Consider the following 19,499-nt stretch of genomic DNA (forward strand, 5'->3'; position numbering starts at 1 on the left):
TTCACTGTTCGTTCTCCTCCTCACGCAGACTCCTGCCAGCATTTCCGTCCGTGTTTCCAGCCGCATGTTCAGGCGCATGTCCGGCCGAACCACCATGCGCAGCCTCATACAGCCTCGTGCGTACGGCATGCATCGGCTTGTAATGCATGCCCGGCCGGAACAGCAGGTTCTCGTGCAGGATCGCGCTGCGGAACTCTTCCGCACTCATCGCTTCCTCGCCCAGATAATTCGCATACCGTTCGCGCAGATACTCCACCACGATAAGATACGTGTCGATGGCGATGATCGAAATGATCCAACCGAGCAGCATGGCGAGCTTCATGCGCGTGATGAATAGCAACAGCAGGAACACGAACGGCAGCACCGCCAGCGCGAGGAATCCCCAACGCACCAGGCGCGGGTACAGGCGGAAGAAATGAATCGCCCGTCTGCGGACGAGTTCGGGGAACTCCTCGGCGATCTGCTGCGCGGTCTCGGTGAGCCGCAACGGTTCCACCGTGCCTTCGTTATGTTCGGTGATCATCAGATCAGTGTCCGCCAGACGGTTGTCGAACAGGCGGTTGAGGTTCAACGCCAGCTTGCGGACCACCAAGCCGATGAACAGCGCCACAGGCAGATACCAGAACAGCGAGAGCATGTCGATCCAATAATGGTTGGCATACATGCCGCCGATCGGCCCGCGCATCGCGTTGATGCCGTAAGTGAACGGTAGGAACGGTTTCAGACGGCGGAAGAATTCCGGCATCATCTCGATGGGGTAGAGGCCTGCCGCGCCCGGAATCTGGATGATCACCAGAATCACGGCGACGGCCTTGCCGATATGCCGGAACGCCACGGCGAGCGCGTAAATGATGTTCACGTAGACGAACGAGGCGAAAATGCCGGCGAGGATGAACAGGAACGGATGCTCGCATTGGATGCCCAGCGCGAGATCGCCGATCGTGGCGATGATCGCCTGCAGGAATCCGACCGTGACGAACAGCAGCCAACGGCCCATATAGCCTTGGCGTGGCGTGTACATGCGGATCTTCTCATCGCGGTCCACTTCAAGCTTGTAGATCGCGACGAGCACGAATCCGCCGACCCACAGCGCAAGATTCGTGTAGAACGGCGTGACCGCGGAACCATAGTTTTTGACCGGGTAGAGGACCTGTTCGTCCAAATGCACCGGCTCGCCCACGAACGAGCCGACCTCGCTCGCGTCAAGTCCGAGCGCTTGGGAAAGCTGCTGGAACATCGCCGAACTGCTCAACGCGGCCACATCGGTGCGCGTGGTGTTGAGCTGTTTGGCGAGATTGGCGAGCTGCGTCTGCGTGCCAGCAATGGTGGCGTTCGTTTGGGTCACGGTGCGCGACAACTGGTCGAGCAGCCCGTTGCCCTGTTCCAGTGTGCTTTGCAGCGTGGTAAGCGTGCCGGACAGCGACCCATTGGCCAGGCTGAGTGTATCGAGCCCGGTATTGAGATTCGGCATGACCGTGCCGGTGGTGGTCGTGCGTGCGCTCGCCATCGACGCCGTGCCGTTCTTCGCCAGCGTGGTGACATCGTCGTTGAACCCGTTCGCGGTGTTCTTCCCCGCGTTGATCGCAGCCGTGGTGTCCTGCTCGAAGGCGTCGATGCGCTGCTGCTGGAACGTCAGCTGTTTGCGGGCTTCGGCGAGCTGCGCGGAAAGATCCTTATACGTTTGGCTGTTCGGATCCAGCTGGCTGGCCTGCAACGCCTTCTCCACGCCGTCGAGCACATTGCCGGTGGTGGTGTTGACGTGATGCATGGTGCTGGACACTTGGTCGAGCGCGTCCTGCGTGGTGTTCAGTCCGCTGAGCACGGTGCCGGTGGCATTGCTCACGTTGACCTGCAGACCGGACAGTTGCGTGCTGCCGTTGTCGAGCGCTCCGACCAGCGTGTTCGAGAATCGTTCGGTTTGTGTGCGCGTCTCGCTCAGTAAGTCGGACGCCTTGCCGACGGTGTCAAGCGAGTTGGTGATTCCCGAGGCGAGCGCGATGTTGGACTGTTTGGCCGAATCGATGGTGGTGAGGGCCTTGTCGAGCGTGGAACGCGTGCCGCGCAGCTGCTGTTGGACGGTTTCGAGCTGGTTGATGGTGTCGGTCAGATCGTTGATGACGTCGCTTTGCGCGCTTTTCATGCTGCCGGTGGTTTCTCCCGCTGCCTCCTTCACTTCCTTCGCCACGGCGTCGGCCACGCTGGAAACGAAAGTGGTGTTGATCTGCTCGTCGATCGTGGTCGCACCCGTATCGGTGATTTTCGGCGCGATCGCGTTCAGCTTTTCGTTGATGTAGTACGTGATCGACGGTCGGTCGCCTTTACCAGTGACGGTGCCGATTAGTCTGGAGCTGAAGTCTTCCGGCAGTACGATCGCCGCATAGTATTTGCCGGATTCCACGCCTTCGATGGCTTGCTGCTCGGGAACGAAACGCCAGCCGAGCTGATGGTTCTTCTTAAGCTGGTTGACGGTTTGCTGGCCAGCGTCGAGATGACCGACCAGCGTGGAGGTTGTGCCCTTGTCCTCGTTCGCCACAGCGACCTGGATGTTGCTCGTGTTCGCGTACGGATCCCAGTTGGCAAGGATGTTGCACCATGCGTACAGTGATGGGATGATGGCCACACCCAGCGTGACGACGAGCGCCACTGGGTTCTTCAGAATGCGTTTCACGTCTCGAAGGAAGATGGCGAAAACCTGGTGCATCAAGCCTCCTCGCGGGTATTGGTCGCAACATCTACGTGCGGCGGCATGCCCGTGCGGGAATACCCGGTTGGGCTCTTCGTCGCGCGATCCGGTGGATATTCTATGACTTCCGATGGAACGATCGCAATGGTTTCGCCCTGTTTAATGGTCGGTCCCGCAAATGTCGGGATATGAGACGAAAACGCTCGGCATATGGCCCTAGTGGGGCGGGCGAACTGGATATGGAGCGGACGGTCGGGAAAACGGAAAGGAAAGATGGCGAATGTTGTCACATGATAAGTGGGATAGGGTCGGGCGATAATGGAGGCATGACTATTGCAACGCCGGAACGTTATGCGCAAATGCTGGACGCCGCACGCCGCGGCGGTTACGCCTATCCCGCGATCAATGTGACCAGCACACAGACCCTGAACGCCGCACTCCAGGGTTTCGCCGAGGCGGAATCCGATGGCATCATCCAGGTCTCCGTAGGCGGCGCCGCCTACTTCTCCGGGCAACGCGTCAACGACCGCGTCACCGGCTCGCTTGCCTTCGCAGCCTTCGCGCACGAAGTCGCGGCGAAATACCCCAACATCACCATCGCCCTGCACACCGACCACTGCGCCAAACAGTATCTGGACGAATGGGTGCGTCCCCTGCTCGACCATGAAGTCGAACAGGTGAAGCACGGTCAGGAACCGACCTTCCAGTCACACATGTGGGACGGTTCCACAGTGCCGCTGGGTGAAAACCTCGACATCGCAGAAGAACTGCTCGACGAATCCCAAGCCGCGCACACCGTGCTGGAAATCGAAATCGGCGCGGTCGGCGGCGAAGAAGACGGGCACAGCGCCGAAATCAACGACAAACTGTATTCCACGCCCGCGCAAGGCATCGCCGTCGCGCAACGACTCGGCCTTGGCGAGCGTGGACGCTACATGGCCGCCTTCACCTTCGGCAACGTGCACGGCGCATACAAACCGGGCGTGGTGAAACTACGCCCCGAACTGCTCGACGAAATCCAGACCACGGTCGCGCTCGCGATTAAGGCCGGCGAAATGCCCGACCCCGCGCACTCGCTGGATGTCGCTCCCGGTAAGCCGTTCGCCCTGGTGTTTCACGGCGGTTCCGGCTCCGCGCCGGAGGAGATCGCGCAGGCCGTGAGCTACGGCGTGGTGAAGATGAACATCGACACCGATACGCAGTACGCATTCAGCCGTGCGGTGGCCGGTCACATGTTCTCCAACTATGATTCGGTGCTCAAAATAGATGGCGAGGTGGGCAACAAGAAGATGTACGACCCGCGTTCGTGGGGGCGCGAAGCGGAAAGCGCCATGGCCGCACGCGTGGTGGAGGCTTGCAGGCAGCTTGGCAGCGCGGGCAAGGCGTTGAAGTAGTGTGATGCCGCACGCGCCGTGTAATGCATGCGGCGTGTGCGGCACGGTGGGTGTGTCGCGTTGTATGAGACGAAAACGATGGAACTGACTAGTTTCAACGGCCGATCGGTGCATATCCGGCAGATATCCGGTAGAGGGCGCAGGGTAGTCTTTGTAAGGCCTTGGGTAAGGCTTTGAGGCGAAATCGCATACGCGCGGAGGTGCAACAACATGCCTGGAATTGTTTTGATCGGTGCCCAGTGGGGCGACGAAGGTAAGGGCAAGGCGACCGATCTTATCGGCACCAAGGTCGACTATGTTGCGCGTTTCAATGGCGGCAACAATGCGGGCCATACCGTGGTCGTTGGTGACGAATCGTATGCGTTGCACCTGCTGCCCTCCGGCATCATCAGCCCGAACGTGACCCCCGTGATCGGCAACGGCGTCGTCGTCGATCCCGAAGTGCTGTTCGAGGAGATCGACGGTCTTGAAAGCCGTGGCGTGGACTGCTCCCGACTGCTGGTGAGCGAAGCCGCGCACGTGATCGCGCCGTACCATCGCACGCTCGACAAGGTGACGGAACGTTTCCTCGGTAAGCGCAAGATCGGTACCACCGGTCGCGGCATTGGACCTGCGTATGCCGACAAGATTAATCGCGTGGGAATCCGCGTACACGACCTGTTCAACGCCGAACATTTGCGCGACAAGGTTGAAGCAAGCCTGCATCAGAAGAATCAGATGCTGGTGAAGCTGTACAATCGTCGTCCGATTGATGTGAACGAAACCACGGATGAGCTGCTTCGTCTTGGTGAGCGTCTGAAGCCGTATGTCGCCAACACTTCGCTGGTGCTGAACAAGGCGCTTGACGAGGGCAAGACCGTGCTGTTCGAGGGTGGTCAGGCGACCATGCTTGATGTGGATCATGGTACGTATCCGTTTGTGACTTCGTCGAATCCGACTGCTGGCGGCGCGTGCACTGGCACTGGCGTTGGTCCGACCAAGATCAGCCGTGTGATTGGTGTTTCTAAGGCGTATGTGACTCGCGTTGGCGAGGGTCCGTTCCCGACAGAGCTGTTTGGCGAGGATGGCGATTGGCTGCGTGCGCAGGGTCATGAGTATGGCGTGACTACGGGTCGTCCGCGTCGTTGCGGCTGGTTCGATGCGGTGGTGAACCGTTATGCGGCTCAGGTCAACGGTTTGACGGATATTGTGCTCACTAAGCTTGACGTGCTCACCGGTTTGAAGGAGATTCCGCTGTGCGTCGCTTACGATGTGAACGGTGAGCGTCGTGACGATATGCCGACTGATCAGGCTGAATTTGCTGTAGCGAAGCCGATTTACGAGAGTATGCCAGGCTGGTCAGAGGATATTTCTCAGATTCATGATTTCAATGATTTGCCGAAGACCTGCCAGGATTATGTGAAGCGTCTTGAAGAGCTGTCTGGTTGCCGTATTTCTGTGATTGGTACGGGTCCGCAGCGTGACCACATTATTCAGATTAACTCGCTGGTCGACTGATTGATGATCTGATGGGTGATGCCAGATGATGTTGCTGCCCATCAGATGTGTGCCGGTGGGCTTTGCGCCTGCCGGCATTTTTGTTGTCGTACGTGTGCTGTCCAAATTTGTCCGATTCTCCAGAATCGGACGTCCGGAACGTAGGAGAAGTGCAATAGCTGTCCGATTCTCCAGAATCGGACACAGAGCAGACGTTTTGAGGTTTTTGTTTGTCCGATTCTCCAGAATCGGACACAGAGCAGACGTTTTGAGGTTTTTGTTTGTCCGATTCTCCAGAATCGGACACGCGAGGTATGCAGATAGGAGAACCAAATGCCTCAGTCTCCCTCTATCAACCCGCTGATCCCACGCTTCAACCAGCTGAAGTGGAAAATGGCGGGTGCTGGCGTTCTTGTTGGCCTTGTTTCTGGCCTGCTGGTGGTTCTCTATCGTCTCGGCATCGAACAGGCCACTGCCGCGGCCCGATGGATATACGCGCAAATCCGTGAAACTCCGTGGCTGCTGGCGCCGTGGTTCGTCGCAGCCGTCGCGGCGTCCGCCCTTATTGCGTGGATGATTGCAAAAGAGCCGATGGCATCTGGCAGTGGCATTCCGCAGACGAATGGTGTGGTGATTTGCGGCTTGCGGATGCGTTGGCAGACGATTTTGCCGGTCCGTTTCGTCGGTGGACTTTTTGGTGCTCTGTTTGGATTGTCGTTGGGCCGTGAGGGCCCGTCGATTCAGATTGGCGCTTCGGGTGCGCAGTTCCTGTCGCATCGGTTGCGTGGTAGGCGTCGTGAGGACGTGCAGGAGCATTATTTGGTGACGGCTGGTGCCGCGGCTGGCTTATCTGCCGCATTCAGCGCTCCGCTTTCCGGCATGATGTTCGCACTGGAGGGGGTGCATCGTAGTTTTTCTCCTGCGATTCTGATGGGTGCGACGGCGGCTTCATTGACTGCCGATTGTGTGTCGAAGTACTGTTTCGGTTTGCGTCCGGTGTTGGATTTCGGTGATATCGGTCAGCTTTCGCTTGACGAATACGTATGGCTGATTCCGTTGGGTTTGATTGCTGGTTTGGTTGGTTCGATGATGAACCGGTCGCTGCTTGGTTTCCAGACGTTATATGGTCGTGTGCCGCTGCGATTCCGTCCTGTTATTGCGATCGCGCTTGCTTTGCCGGTTGGGATTTGGCTGCCTGATGTGCTCGGCGGTGGTTCGAATCTGATCAGCATGGCTGAGCATGCGAGTGTTGGCTTGGGGATGTTGTGCCTACTGTTTGTAGTGAAGGTGCTGTTCACAAGCACGAGTTTCGGATCGGGTTCTCCGGGCGGTATTTTCATGCCGATTCTTGCGGTGGGTGCGCTTGCTGGTGGTATTTGCGGTGAGATGTTGCATCAGTGGGCTGGCCTGTCTTCTGAAGTGGTTGCGATTTTTGCCGTCTGCATGATGACCGGCACGTTGGCTGCGTCGGTGAAGACTCCGATTACGTCGATTCTGCTGTCTGTTGAAATGTCTGGCACGTTGACGCATATGCTGCCAGTTGCTGCCGTTGCTTTTATTGCGTTGCTGGTTTCTGATTTGCTGCGTACGAAGCCGATTTATGGCGAGTTGCTGGAACGCTACATGCGTGCGCAGGGTGAGGATACGAGGATTCCGAGCCAGGTTGGTAGTGGCGTTATGGAATTGCCGCTGGAGATGGGGGCGATTGCGGACGGACAACGTGTGCGCGATGTCGCGTGGCCGTCGGGTTGTTTGATTATTGGCTTACGGCGCGGAGAACGTGAGATTGTGCCTCGTGGCGACACGTTGCTGCGTGCCGGCGACTATTTGGTGGTGCTGTTCAGCGGCGAGGAGGAGCGTGAGGCTCGTCCTGCGATGCGGAGGCTTTGCGACGCTCCGCTCACCTAGCCATGTGTGCACCGTAAGTGTCCGATTCTGCAGAATCGGACAACCGTAGCGTGAAAACTGTGGTTTGGATGTCCGATTCTGGAGAATCAGACATTGAATGTGTCGTAATCCTGCACTGTTTGTCCGTTTCTCCCGAATCGGTCAAGCAAAGTGTGTTTTCCGTATTCTGCTTGTACGATTCTGGTGAATCGGATGTATATGGCATGCAAAGTGGGGGCTGGATGTCCGTTTCTCCCGAATCGGACACTTTGCGTACGCGTGTAGCGTATGCGTGTAGACTCGTATACGTTAGGAAGGTGGCAACTGCGGCCAGCTCGTTGTTGCACGGCCCGTATTGCGGAACGATGTCGTCCGCAAGAGCAGAGGCCAATACAAGGGAGCGCAATGGAATCGCAAAAAAGTGAGCCTGGATTCTCGCCAAATGCGGGTGACGATCCGAATCCTGCTACGGAGTCGATCGACCGGACGGAAGTTACCCGTGTCGGCATTCGACCGTCTGGAGCGGCTGCAGCGCCGAATCCGCCGCAGATTCCACTCGCTCCGATGAAGCGTGTTCAGGCACGGTTCAATCCTTTGGCGGATGGACTGATGTATCTGGTTGTGTTTATCGGCGGCTTTGTTGGCGTTGGTTGCCGCCACGGATTGGATATGTTGCTGCCGTCGGTGAACGGCACGCCTTTTGTTGTCGGCACATTCGTTTCGAATATGCTTGCGTGTTTTCTTTTTGCGATGTTGACCGAATATATGACGACTGCATCGTGGTTGCGTCGTCGGGTTCGACAGGCGGTCAGTCGCGGTGTTGGTTTGGGTTTTCTTGGCGGATTGTCGACGATGTCGGGAGTCATGCTTGAGATGATGGAGGGGCTGCGCGAGCGTCACGTGGCCAGTGCGTTCGGCTATCTTGCAGGAAGTTTTGTCGGTGGTATTGTTGCAGCTTTGGCTGGTGTGCTGGTTATGCGGTGGCTTTTGGCTAAGGGAACGCGAAAACGTGTGCGAGACGCACTTTTTGTGTCCGATTCTCCAGAATCGGACAACCAGAGGACGAAGATGCGCGCTCAGATGTCCGATTCTGGAGAATCGGACATTCTGGGTGCGGAAATGGACGCCGGCGGTGTGAAACATGTGAAGGTGGCGGATGCGGCGCATTCCGCGGCCCAGGCGGCGCTTGAGGCTGCACAGATTGCGCAACGTGCGGCACAGCAGGCGTCCCAGGCTGCGCAGTCGCCATCGTTGGTGTCGCAGGCCTCACCGATTCTGACATCGTTGGAATTGCAGACACCGGAATCGCAGACACCGGAAGCGGATACACGTATGCCGGCGTCCACTGTGCATTCCACCGTGCAACTCACAACGCAATCCACAACGTATTCCACGACGCAATACAGTGTCCAGCCGAGCACTCAGCCAATCGTTCCATCATCTGCGTCCGCGGATTTGCCGAGCTTCGAGCCGAAACCGGTGACTGCGGAGATCCCGATGGTGCCCGATCCGACCACGGGGGAGGTTCATTGATGATTTGGCTGATTTGCGCGTGCGGTGGCTTGGGCGCCATGGCCCGTTACGTGCTTGACATGTCGATTCAGCGTAGTTGGAACAACTGGCGCGGTCAGAATCCTAATTTCCCTATATCCACGCTCGTCATCAACGGCATCGCATCCCTGTGCGCAGGCATCGCCATGATGTCGTACTATTCGCAATCGGTTGACATGGACACGACCATGATGTTCATCGTGGGATTCCTTGGCGGATTTTCAACGTTTTCCACTGCGATCAACGAGGTGCTTTCGCTGATCCGCACACGCAAATTCGCGCTGGCGATCGGCTACGGGGTCGCTACCGTGGCCGTGCCGTTGATATGCGTTGCGATTGGTTTCGGTATCGCGATGCTGTCCAATCCCGCGTAATTGCCGTGTTTTTCGTGCATTGTGATATTGCGATTGCGATATCGCAATCAGGTAAGGCGTCGGCTTCGTGCCGACTGCCTGATCTGACTGCCACGCAGGCGCGACGGCGTAGCGCGCACGTAAAGTGCCAGAGTGCGTAAACCGTGAAAACGTCGCAAAGTAAGCGTGGGAATCGCGGGCTTTGCGCCGCTTCTTTCGTTGTACTGTGCTGCCGTTTTCCGTGTTGTGGGCGGCATGCGAAAATCTGTATCGGTGCATATGCCGGTAATCGTCAAATGCAACCCGACAAAAATTCGATAACAAAAAACCAATAAAGTGATATTAAAAAAGAAAAGCATGTGGAAAATCGATATTGAAAATCAAGTAAAAGTGTAACCTCGTCAAACGGCATGCACGCCAAGGTGTCGAACGGGTTCGAGAGTATGTAAAATGGTTGCAATATCTCAAAAAATCGTATCTGCGACGTGCGGAAGTGCGATAAATGCGACGAAAGCTAAATAAAGTGCGAAAGGCAGCGCACGATGAGGAGGGTACGATCATGGTCGGCATGCGCGATGTGGCGAAGAAGGCCGGGGTGTCCCTGAGCACTGTCTCGCTGGTGGTGAACGGCACCGGATACGTATCCAGCGATATGCGCGACCGTGTGCGTAAGGCCATGCAAGCCCTCAATTATGTGCCGAACGAGCTTGCGCGCAACCTGTACCACGATCGCACGAATCTGGTCGGCGTCATCGTGCCCACCATCCGCCACCCGTTCTTTGCAACGTTTACCGCACATCTGCAGCATGCGCTCGCCGCGCAAGGACTGCGCACTATGCTGTGCTCCACCGCGGATGAGGCGGACGGCGAAATTCAATATGTCGACATGCTGCGCAGGCACATGATGGACGGCATCGTCATGTGTGCGCACACCTCGCATCCCGGTGATTATTGGACGTCGATTCACCGTCCGATCGTCGCGTTCGACCGCGTGCTTGGAGACGGTATTTCGTCGATCGGATCCGACCACGAGCAGGGTGGTCGGCTGATTTCGCAGATGCTGATTCGCAGCGGCGCGCGTCATGTGGTGATGATTGGCGGCCCACGAGACCAGTTCTTCGATTTGGCGGCGCGTGGTGAAGTTGGGGAGGGGTCGTTCGATTTAGGAAAGACCACGTTCCCGACGGTGCGCTACTACCTCACGTTGGAGCAGGAATTGACCGCCGCGGGCGTGAAATATGAGTATATCGAGGCTGGTGAGGTGATGGATTTCGCCGGTTATCATCGCGCGGTCGACAAGGCGCTCGACGGGGTGGCGACCGAAGGCGTCGATGCTGTGGTCAGTTCCGATATTGGTGCGGCTTTCTGCGTGCGCGAGGCGTTGGGTCGCGGAATTTCGATTCCAGGTGAGTTGCAGGTCGTCGCCTACGATGGCACATATTTGACTGATTTGGCCGGCATGAAGCTGACTGCGGTCGCGCAGGATTTCTCGGCGATTGCGCAGTCAGCCGCCGCCCATGTCGTGCAGGCGATCGCTAATGAGGAAGCGTCCGCAGCCAACGCCTCGCGCAAGAACAAGCCCAAGCCATTCGAGCCGAACGTGCTTATTCCCATCACGTTGGTGCCAGGCGATACCACGCGTTGATGATGCGCGTCTTCATGCGCGTGCCCGGTGTGTATCGCATCGATTTCAGCGGCGTTCACAACCAGCGGACGCCCGTCGATAGTCGTGCTCATCATCCGACTTGTGCATATGTGTCCGATTCTGCTGAATCGGACGTCTGAGTTCCGAAAAAGTGTTCTGTGTGTCCGATTCTGCAGAATCGGACACATTGGAGTCGGACAGGCTAGCTGCATAGAACACCGCATCAAACCGGTTCGACACGCGCATTTCACTGCGCGACTGGACATTGACGTCCCTTTCGAGGTAATATCGAACCGGTTCGATACATACGTGAGTATGCAAATACGTAAACAACAAACAGGCAGATGCGCACGCAAATTGCACCCGCGCCCATGAGCCAAGGGAGGTCCCATGAAAAACAGAGTGCAACTCATCACTTACGCCGATCGTCTCGGCGATGGCACTCTTAGCTCGATGACCGACATCCTGCGCACCCGCTTCGACGGCGTGTATGACGGCGTGCATATCCTGCCGTTCTTCACTCCGTTCGATGGTGCGGATGCAGGCTTCGATCCGATCGACCATACCAAGGTGGATCCGCGCCTCGGCAGCTGGGATGACGTTGCCGAACTTTCCAAGACCCACGACGTCATGGTCGACGCCATCGTCAACCACATGAGCTGGGAATCCAAGCAGTTCCAAGACGTGCTTGAAAAGGGTGAGGAATCCGAGTATTACCCGATGTTCCTGACCATGAGCTCCGTCTTTCCGGACGGCGCAACCGAAGAGGATCTGGCCGGCATCTACCGTCCGCGCCCGGGTCTGCCGTTCACCCACTACAAGTTCGCAGGCAAGACTCGTCTGGTTTGGGTCAGCTTCACCCCGCAGCAAGTTGATATTGACACGGATTCCGACAAGGGTTGGGAATACCTCATGTCCATCTTCGATCAGATGGCTGCATCTCACGTCAGCTACATTCGTCTCGACGCCGTCGGCTACGGCGCTAAGGAAGCTGGCACGAGCTGCTTCATGACTCCGAAGACGTTCAAGCTCATCTCCCGCCTGCGTGAAGAGGGTGTCAAGCGCGGCTTGGAAATCCTCATCGAAGTGCATTCCTACTACAAGAAGCAGGTTGAGATTGCATCGAAGGTCGATCGCGTCTACGATTTCGCGCTTCCGCCGCTGTTGCTGCATTCGTTGAATACCGGTCACGTTGAGCCGGTCGCGCATTGGACCGACATCCGTCCGAACAATGCCGTCACCGTACTCGATACGCATGATGGCATCGGAGTGATCGATATTGGTTCCGACCAACTGGACCGTTCGTTGAAGGGTCTTGTGCCGGATGAAGATGTTGACAATCTCGTCAACACCATTCACGCGAACACGCACGGCGAATCGCAGGCCGCTACCGGTGCTGCCGCGTCCAATCTTGATCTGTACCAGGTCAACAGCACCTATTATTCGGCGCTGGGATGCAACGACCAGCACTATATTGCAGCTCGCGCAGTGCAGTTCTTCCTGCCAGGCGTTCCGCAGGTCTACTATGTTGGCGCGCTTGCCGGCAAGAACGACATGGAGTTGCTGCGCAAGACCAATAATGGCCGCGATATCAATCGCCATTACTATTCCACTGCTGAGATCGACGAGAATCTGCAGCGTCCGGTAGTGAAGGCGTTGAATGCGCTCGCTAAGTTCCGCAATGAGCTTGATGCATTCGACGGCACCTTTTCGTACAGCGCCGACGGTGACACGTCCATCAGCTTCACATGGAAGGGCACGACCACTCAGGCTACGCTCACGTTTGAGCCGGGCCGTGGTCTTGGTGTGGAGAACACCGCGTCCGTCGCCACGCTCGAATGGCGTGATGCCGCCGGTGAGCACCGCACGGACGATCTGATCGCCAATCCGCCGGTCGCGGCCTGACCGCGCATAAATCCATAAATCTGTAATCGTCCTTCCTGTCACCTCTCCTTCAGGAAGGACGATTCGCATTTTCGTTTTTCCGAGAAATCGTCTTATCGGGAAAACAATTTTCCCGGGAATCAGCTGAAATCCCAGCAAAAACGGGTAAGGTGAGCTTATGTCAAAGATGTCAAAGCTTTTCGATCAAGACAACATGTTTTTCGCCATTATGGGCGTGCTGTTCGATCTGATTATTCTCAACGTGCTCACGCTGTTGTGCTGCCTGCCGATCGTCACGGCCGGCGCATCGTTCACTGCGATGCACAGTGTGCTCTGGCGCATGGTCCGACATGAGGAAACGTATGTGGCGCGCCAGTTTTTCGACTCGTTCAAGCGCAATCTCAAGCAGTCGCTGCTGCCGTGGCTTGCGTTCCTGCTGGCGGCGATTGTGCTGGTGGTCGACGGCATGCTCGCCTGGTCCATGGGGTCGATGCGCGGGCCGCTGATGGCGTGCGTCGCGTTCATGGGATTGGTGATTATTGCGATTGCGCAGTACTTCTTCCCGCTGCTTTCTCGCTATGAGAATCCGACTTCCGAAACGTTGAAGAATGCGACGAAACTTGCGCTCGGCTTTTTCCCGCGCACCTTGTGCATGCTGGTGATTTTGGCCGCATTCGCCGTGCTGTATGCGCAGTTTTTCATATATATGATTCCGCTGCTGATTTTGATGGGCGTCACGTTGCCGCAATACTGTTGCGCGTGGATCTACAACTGGATTTTCCGCCGCATCGACGGTGAAATCGACGCCAAGGGGCGCAAGGTAGCGCAGTCCTGAAATTGTTTGCTCGTAAAGGCCGTTCCGCAGATTGCAAGTTCCGCGGAACGGCCTTTACGCGTTTTCGTCGCCTTGATTATCCGATTCTCCAGAATCGGACACGCTGGGGGCAGGATTAGCAGGGGAGGATGGTGGCGCTGCGGGCTGGGACGTGCAGTTGGGTGCCGTCGAAGCGTGCGGGGTTGCCGATGCTCAGCAGTACTGTTTTCTCCGCTGGTTCTTGCGTTGGTTTCGCTGTTGGTTCTTGCGATATTTCCTGCGCCGAGCCGCCAGACAGCAGTTTCACATAGTCGCTCGGCAGTGTGCAGCTTGCGTCGGTGTTTGACGGATTGATGGCGACGATGATGCGCTCGCCACCTGCTTCGCGATTAATCTTGCTGCATGTTTCACAAGGTGTTTCACAGCTGGTTTCGTGTGCTGTTCCGCTGCGTTCTCCGTCAGTTGCGTCGCATTCGGCTTCGCCGACCTTGGAGCTTCTCGCGTACACCAGCGGATACGCGTGATCTTCCGCGTAGAGGAACTCGATGCCTCCGTCGGCCTGCAGTGCGGGATGTGCCAGGCGTAGCGTGTTCAGTGCGCGTACGGTTTCCAGCAGCGAGTCGCTGCGTCCGGTCTGCGAAGCCACGTTCGGGCGCTCGCTGTCGGCATCGATCGGCAGATACAGATCATCGGGCCGGGCTGCGGAGAATCCTGCGTTGGTTGCGCAGCTCCATTGCATTGGTGTCCGCGATCCGGTGCGCTCGTATCCGCCTTCCTTGGATTTGAGCCCGTGCATGTAGCGCATGCCGATTTCGTCGCCGTAGTAGATGAACGGGCAGCCGGGCATGGTCAGCAGGAATGCGAACGCGAGCTTCATTTCATCGGTGGTCAAGGTGTCGCGCATGCGGATCATGTCGTGATTGCCCGACGGAATGCAGATGTATCCAGGCGTTCCGGCGGTGCTGGCAAGCATGGCCGTATATGTGTCCACAAACGCCTTGATGTCGCCGCTCGCATTGCCGACATTGTCGTTATTGCAATTTGGATTGTCTCCGTCGACGACTGAATTGCCGTTGCTGTCGCACCCGCTGCTGCCCGTGCCATCGCATTCGCTGCGTTCGCAGTCGTGTTCCGTTTCGGCAGTTTCGGCGCTGCTCGTAGTTTCGGAAGATCCGGCCGAAAAATACGGATTCTCGCGGAACAGGTCAAGATAATGAGACGGTCCGAAATGCAGCAGGAAGTCCATGTCGAATCCGGCGTGCAACGCCTCTTCGGGGTCACCCCATTCCGATACGAGCACCGCTTCCGGGTAGGTTTCGTCCAGATGCGCCCGCACTTGCTGCCACAAGAGTTTCGTCCAATAGTGGTCGGGGTCTTCCTTGACGAGGCTGCCTGCCATGTCCACGCGGAAGCCGTCCGCCCCCAGCCCGAGCCAGAAGTCCATGATGTCTTGGATGAGCAGCCGGCCCTGCACCGCTTCGGGGGAGTCGGCGGCGAACTGCCAGTCTTCGGTGACGGTGCCGAATCCGTAGTTGAGGCATGCCTGCGTGGAGAAGCAGTTCACGGCCGCCGCGTCGGGACGTTCCGCAATGCCTCCGAGGAATCCGCGGATCGATTCGTAGGGCGAGTTCAGATTCGGCGATTGCGTCATCGGTCGCCAGATGTAGCGGTCGGTCCATGCGTTGCGTTCGTCCTTGCCGGATTCGAGGAACCACGGATTGTCGACTGCGGAATGCCCCGGCACGAGGTCGAGCAGCACGTGCATGCCCAGTTCGTGCGCGCGCTCGAAGAGCCGCTGCAGGTCCGCGTTGCTGCCGTAGCGTTCAGCGGTTATGTAGTAGTCACGCACGTCGTAGCCGGCATCGTAGAACGACGAGTCGAAGCATGGGTTGATCCAGATCGCATTGCACCCCAGATCACGCACGTATTGCAGTTTATCGATGATGCCTTGGAAGTCACCGATGCCGTCGCCGTTCGAGTCGTTGAATGATTGCGGATAGATTTCATAAAAGATTGCGTTGTTGAGCCAGCTTGCCATAAATCCTCCGGTTTTCGCGTCTTTGCCGTTGGTCTACCGATGTATCGCAACATTGGAAACGTCGGTAATCGCTTTTCCGTCATTATAGCCCGTGAAGACACTTTTTAGGGGTGTATGGAATGCCAATGTTTGCAATACGCCAATCGATTGACGCGACACGCTGACGGGCGGCACTGTACACAAGGTTTCTCGAACCGGTTTGACAACTCTCGAACCGGTTTGATATCCTGTACACCAAGGACGGAGAAATTCCGACAACGCGAGTCGGACGTTCACCTCCTTTAACACCTCATTGGGCAGGGCTGCTCGGTGAATAGTGGATAGAAAGGGATTGGAAAATGAGCAAGTTCTCTTCTTGGAAGAAGGCGGGTACCGCTATCGTCGCAACGCTGATGACCGTTGGCATGCTGGGAGCATGCGGATCGTCGTCCAGTTCCAGCGGCACCAAGATCACCATCTTCAACTCCAAGGTTGAAATCGAAAGCCAAATGGAAGACATGGCTGCGAAGTACTCCAAGGAAAAGGGTGTGGACGTTGAGGTCTACTACTCCAACGACACCGTCGCAGCGCATCTCGCCACCAAGTACGCATCCAAGGATCCGTACACCATCTCCATGGTCGACGCCAAGGACATCTACTCCTTGGCTGAAGAGCACGCCGTCGATTTGTCCGACCAGGATTGGGTCAAAGACACTGACTACGCCATCAGCATTAACGGCAAGACCTACGGCTTCCCGGTCTCCATCGAAGCTCGTGGTCTGATCTACAATGCCGACGCCATCAAGAAGGTCACTGGCAAGGAATTCAAGCCGGAAGACTACAAGACCCTCGATGACTTCAAGAAGCTGATCGACGAGCTCAAGGCTGGTGGCATGAAGTCCCCGACCGGCGTCATGAAGGAAGACTGGTCCCTCGCCGCGCACTTCCTGCCAGAAGTCTACGAGGAGCAGGAAGATCCGGACGCCTTCTGCCATGAGCTCAAGGACGGCAAGGTTGACCTCAGCTCCAACGCCAAGTGGAACTCCCTGATGGACTTCTTCGACGTGATGAAGGACAACAACTACGCCAAGTCCTCCGCCGTCTCCGCAGAGCGCGAAGTGACCGAGCAGAAGCTGGCTGAAGGTGAAATCGCCTTCATGTTCGGCGGCAACTGGGATTGGTCCGTGCTGAACCAGTACGACTACACCGAGAACATGGGTCTCATGCCGGTTCCGCAGAACACCGATGACGGCTCCAATGAGAAGCTTGTCGGCGGCGGCTCCAAGTACTTCTTCATCGACTCCTCCGACAACACCTCCGACGAGCAGCGTAAGGCCGCCAAGGACTTCCTGAACTGGCTTGCCGAAGACAAGGAAGGTCAGGAGTTCATCTCCAAGGATGCCGCTCTGATCTCCCCGTTCAAGAACAACAGTATCGAAGCGGCCGATCCGCTGGGTAAGTCCGTGAAGTCCTACGCTGACGCCGGCAAGCTGATCGACAACTACAACTACCTGCCTGACGACCACTTCTCCGTGCTCGGCGCGTCCTTCCAGAAGTGGCTCGCAGGTGAAGAGGACCGTGCAGGCCTCGCCCAGGACATCCAGGACTACTGGAAGACCGCTAAGTTCACCGGCGCAACCGCCTGAACTTCCAAATAATGCACCATGATGCAGGGTCCGCCGCTTCCTTCCTGCGGCGGACCTTACATCCCCGGCACGTATGGGATCCATCATGAAACAGAATAAGCTTTCCTATAAAATCGGCCAGTTTCTGATGTTCGGTGGTCCGGCGACGATTCTTTTCTTCGCCGTGGTGATCCTGCCGTTCTTCTATGGCCTCTATCTGACACTCACCAGCTGGGACGGCGTTTCGACAACGAAGCCGTTCGTCGGTCTCGAAAACTACAAGGCGGCTCTTGCCGACACCGCATATTGGCAGTCGCTTGGACGCACCTTCATCTACTCCGTCATCGCCGTTATCCTCACCAACATCGTCGCCTTTCTGCTGGCCTACCTCGTGACCAGCGGCATCAAGGGGCAGAACTTCTTCCGTGAGGGCTTCTTCATTCCGAACCTCATCGGCGGCATCGTTCTGGGCTACGTGTGGAAGTTCGTCTTCAACCGTGCATTCGTGGCTATCGCCGAAGCAGCGACGCAAACAGACCACGCATCGCTGCTTTCCACTCCAAACGGCGCAATGTTCTGCTTGATCCTCGTTTCGGTCTGGCAGTACGCAGGCTACATGATGCTGATCTACGTGGCAGGCTTCATGAGCGTTGACCAGAGCCTGAAGGAAGCAGCCATGATCGATGGCTGCAACAAGGGCAAGGCCATGTGGCACGTGGTCATCCCGCTGATGCGCTCCTCCTTCGTTCAGTGCATCTTCCTGAGCACCACCCGTTGCTTCATGGTGTACGACCTGAACCTTTCGCTTACCAAGGGCGAACCGTTCAACCAGTCGGTGCTCGCGGCAATGCACGTCTACAACCAGGCATTCGTTTACAAGAACTATGGCACCGGTCAGGCCGAGGCGTTGGTCCTCTTCATCGTCTGCGCAGTGATCGGCATGCTGCAGGTGTACTTCGGCAAGAAGGGTGAGGTGGCAGCATAATGAAGGGTCAAGTCAGCACTCGCACTAAGGTTCTGCATGCACTGATGATCGTCGTTCTGACGATTCTGCTGCTGCTGTTCATCGCACCGTTCATCCTGGTCGTGATTAACGTCTTCAAGACCAAGGCAGACATCAACACCGCTCCGCTGGCACTGGTCGGCAAGCACGGGTTCACCCTGGAGAACTTCCCCAGGGCAATGGACAAGATGAACTTCGTCACCGTGTTCGGCAACTCCGCGATCATCACCATCAGCGCAACCATACTGACCATCCTGTTCTCCGCGATGTGCGCGTACGTAATCGTGCGCAACCCCTCGTGGAAGTTCGGCGGCATGGTGTTTGCACTCATGGTGGCCTCCATGGTCATTCCGTTCCAAGTGCTCATGGTTCCGCTCGTCTCCGTCTACGGCGGCTTGCTCGACGTGTTGAATAGCCGTATCACGCTGATCCTCATGCACACCGGCTTCTCGGTTTCCCTAGCGGTGTTCATGTTCCACGGCGCGATCAAGACGAACATTCCGAACGAGCTTGAGGAAGCGGCCAGCATCGACGGCTGCTCCAAGTGGCGCACCTTCTGGACGATCGTGTTCCCGTTGCTTAAGCCGACCGTCGCCACCGTCGCCATCATCGACGCCATGGCGTTCTGGAACGATTACCTGCTGCCGTCCCTGGTGCTGGGCCGTCGCGAACTGTACACCATTCCGATCGCAACCCAGATCTTCTACGGCACCTACTCCAATGACATCGGCCTGATCATGGCGGCCCTGCTGCTGGCCATGCTGCCGATCCTCATCCTGTACCTGTTCCTACAGCGCTACATCGTCGAAGGCGTGACCTCCGGCGCAGTCAAGGGCTGATCGAACGGTATGGCAAACCGCAATCATAACTGAACAGACTCACACAACCGGCCCGGATGCGAAGCGATAATCGCATCCGGGCTTTTCATGCGATACCGATTCTTATGCGATATCGATATTGAGATTGCCATCGCATGTTTCTGCTGTCTGACAGGACGTATTGATATGGTTGATTTCGCCGAAAAAAACGCTCGAATGCACTGTTGCAGTGCGTCCGGGCGATTTTCATATGTACTGAATATTCGTGTGACATTTCGAAACGAGCAGCGAAATAGAAGCAAGAACGAGAAGCGACAATACAAAACAGGAAAAACAGGAATAGAAACAA

At 56.9% G+C, this 19,499-nt stretch carries 13 protein-coding genes; 11 read left to right on the top strand and 2 right to left on the bottom strand.

What is annotated here, in order from left to right:
- Position 1: 1 nt before the first annotated feature.
- Positions 2-2,701, bottom strand: coding sequence for a YhgE/Pip domain-containing protein (locus NBH13_RS07465; protein WP_250779458.1), 2,700 nt, complete (start codon positions 2,699-2,701; stop codon positions 2-4).
- Between the two features lie 308 nt (positions 2,702-3,009).
- Between NBH13_RS07465 and fbaA the strand changes: the two genes are divergently transcribed.
- The 8 genes from fbaA to NBH13_RS07505 all read left to right on the top strand — a co-directional run bounded on the left by fbaA (position 3,010) and on the right by NBH13_RS07505 (position 13,708).
- Complete coding sequence (fbaA, locus tag NBH13_RS07470) at positions 3,010-4,077, top strand: class II fructose-bisphosphate aldolase (protein ID WP_250779459.1); 1,068 nt, start codon at positions 3,010-3,012, stop codon at positions 4,075-4,077.
- 210 nt (positions 4,078-4,287) lie between these two features.
- Positions 4,288-5,574, top strand: coding sequence for an adenylosuccinate synthase (locus NBH13_RS07475; protein ID WP_250779460.1), 1,287 nt, complete (start codon positions 4,288-4,290; stop codon positions 5,572-5,574).
- A gap of 312 nt (positions 5,575-5,886) precedes the next feature.
- Positions 5,887-7,461, top strand: coding sequence for a ClC family H(+)/Cl(-) exchange transporter (locus NBH13_RS07480; RefSeq protein WP_144089970.1), 1,575 nt, complete (start codon positions 5,887-5,889; stop codon positions 7,459-7,461).
- A gap of 384 nt (positions 7,462-7,845) precedes the next feature.
- On the top strand, positions 7,846-8,973 hold the full coding sequence (locus NBH13_RS07485; protein WP_250779461.1) for a fluoride efflux transporter FluC: 1,128 nt from the start codon (positions 7,846-7,848) through the stop codon (positions 8,971-8,973).
- Complete coding sequence (locus tag NBH13_RS07490) at positions 8,973-9,365, top strand: fluoride efflux transporter FluC (RefSeq protein WP_250779462.1); 393 nt, start codon at positions 8,973-8,975, stop codon at positions 9,363-9,365. Before NBH13_RS07485 ends, NBH13_RS07490 begins: the two co-directional genes overlap by 1 nt.
- 538 nt (positions 9,366-9,903) lie before the next feature.
- Complete coding sequence (locus tag NBH13_RS07495; RefSeq protein WP_250779525.1) at positions 9,904-10,989, top strand: LacI family DNA-binding transcriptional regulator; 1,086 nt, start codon at positions 9,904-9,906, stop codon at positions 10,987-10,989.
- Between the two features lie 390 nt (positions 10,990-11,379).
- Positions 11,380-12,894, top strand: coding sequence for a sucrose phosphorylase (gene gtfA / locus NBH13_RS07500; RefSeq protein ID WP_099595684.1), 1,515 nt, complete (start codon positions 11,380-11,382; stop codon positions 12,892-12,894).
- A gap of 157 nt (positions 12,895-13,051) precedes the next feature.
- Positions 13,052-13,708, top strand: coding sequence for a YesL family protein (locus tag NBH13_RS07505; RefSeq protein WP_163237315.1), 657 nt, complete (start codon positions 13,052-13,054; stop codon positions 13,706-13,708).
- Positions 13,709-13,823: 115 nt separating this feature from the next.
- Here the strand turns inward: NBH13_RS07505 and NBH13_RS07510 are convergent, their stop codons facing one another.
- Positions 13,824-15,725, bottom strand: a complete 1,902-nt coding sequence (locus NBH13_RS07510) for an alpha-amylase family glycosyl hydrolase (protein WP_237919522.1) — start codon at positions 15,723-15,725, stop codon at positions 13,824-13,826.
- 338 nt (positions 15,726-16,063) lie between these two features.
- Between NBH13_RS07510 and NBH13_RS07515 the strand changes: the two genes are divergently transcribed.
- The 3 genes from NBH13_RS07515 to NBH13_RS07525 all read left to right on the top strand — a co-directional run bounded on the left by NBH13_RS07515 (position 16,064) and on the right by NBH13_RS07525 (position 19,171).
- Positions 16,064-17,350, top strand: coding sequence for an ABC transporter substrate-binding protein (locus tag NBH13_RS07515; protein ID WP_250779463.1), 1,287 nt, complete (start codon positions 16,064-16,066; stop codon positions 17,348-17,350).
- 85 nt (positions 17,351-17,435) lie between these two features.
- Positions 17,436-18,314: a carbohydrate ABC transporter permease gene (locus tag NBH13_RS07520; RefSeq protein WP_250779464.1), complete on the top strand. Its 879-nt coding sequence runs from the start codon at positions 17,436-17,438 to the stop codon at positions 18,312-18,314.
- Positions 18,314-19,171 carry a carbohydrate ABC transporter permease gene (locus NBH13_RS07525; RefSeq protein WP_237919520.1) on the top strand — a complete coding sequence of 286 codons (858 nt, stop codon included), beginning with the start codon at positions 18,314-18,316 and terminating at the stop codon, positions 19,169-19,171. The genes NBH13_RS07520 and NBH13_RS07525 overlap by 1 nt, the downstream gene beginning before the upstream one ends.
- Positions 19,172-19,499 lie beyond the last annotated feature (328 nt).

The organism is Bifidobacterium intestinale, assembly GCF_023656765.1.
GTDB classification, from domain to species: domain Bacteria; phylum Actinomycetota; class Actinomycetes; order Actinomycetales; family Bifidobacteriaceae; genus Bifidobacterium; species Bifidobacterium hominis.